Here is a 1472-nt window from a genome sequence, read left to right as displayed (position 1 = left end):
AATTATAACATGAATCAACTCACATTGGACATCAGTACTTCATTCGAACCAAAAGAAAATCACGTAGCCCTTTTCATTAACGAGTTAGTGGCGTCTCTTCAAATCAATCAACCTTACCTTTTTGGAAGACCAAGAGAGTATGATTTGAGTGCAATGATGAAGTTGGTTCTTTTTGCCTATACGAGAGAAACGTTTACTAGCCGCAAGATTGAACGATTGGCAGAAGAAAATCTTTATGCCCGGTGGTTGACACAAGAACAAGTGCCCTCCTATCGGACGATTGCCCGTTTTTGTATTTCTAACGATATACAAGAATTGACGAATCAAGGATTAGATTCCCTGACAGAATATCTTCGAGAACGCAATTTGATTGATGATGCCCTTTTTATCGATGGGACTAAAATTTTAGCAGATGCGAATAAGTTCAGTTTTGTTTGGAAGAAAAGTACCATCCGCTATGATCAAATGAACCGAGAAAAGATTCTTGCAATGATGTCAGAACTAAAAGAGGCCTATGAGTTGAAATATATTCCTGAAGGTTCAACGCTAACCCTTGATATGATTGATGAGTTACTCACTCGAATGGAATTACGACTAGAGTCGTTAGAAAAGGAAGTAGAAGAAACGAAAAAGATTTCACCTAATCCTGCAAAACACCAACGACGAACGTTGAAGAGTCAAAAGCGAAAGCTTTTTGAAAAAAGAAATAAACTTCTCGAACATCAGAATCAGATGTCTATTTATGGTACCCGAAATAGCTATTCAAAAACGGATCATGACGCGACATTTATGAGAGTCAAAGAAGACCACATGAGGAACGGTCAATTAAAACCAGCCTATAACCTCCAAATCGCAACTTGTAATCAATTTGTTTTAGGCTACGATGTTTTTCAAAATCCTACGGATACAAGAACTTTACAACCTTTGCTTGAAAAAATGAGGCTAGCCGACCAACCGCATCGTCACATTGTGGCCGATGCTGGATATGGATCAGAAAACAATTATCGCTATTTAGAAGATGAGCTTCCGCAACATACGGGGCTTATTCCCTATGCCACTATGCTAAAAGAACAGAGTAAAAAATGGAAAACAGATGAACGGAAAGTCATGAATTGGGCGTATCACGAGGAAGAAGACTTTTATATAGATCCCAAAGGTGTTCAATTCAAGTTTCATGCCTATCGGCAAAGGAAAGATAAAGACGGTTTTGTCAGAGACGTAAAAGAATATCAGGCTGAAAAATTAGATGTGAATCAGAACGTTATCCCAGCAGCGTTAACACCGAAAGGACATTTGAGAAAAATCACTGTGAATTCCGCTTGGGAGTATCATAAAGCAAAACAAAGGGAACTACTTTCTACACCTGAGACCGGGAAGGTCTATAGCAGAAGAAAGATTGATGTAGAGACAGTCTTCGGATTTATGAAGGCTTGTTTAGGCTTCACTCGATATACTGTTAGAGGATTAGAGAA

Annotated in this window: 1 protein-coding gene; it reads left to right on the top strand. The window is 38.7% G+C overall.

Annotated features, from left to right (window positions below; genetic code table 11):
* Positions 1-1472, top strand: a 1472-nt coding sequence (locus EP1_RS13145; protein ID WP_067628298.1) for an IS1182 family transposase, incomplete at both ends; no start/stop codon positions are given.

The sequence above is a fragment of the Enterococcus pseudoavium NBRC 100491 genome (assembly GCF_001544295.1).
Taxonomy (GTDB): Bacteria; Bacillota; Bacilli; order Lactobacillales; family Enterococcaceae; genus Enterococcus_A; species Enterococcus_A pseudoavium.
This window is presented reverse-complemented; position numbering and strand designations above follow the sequence as displayed.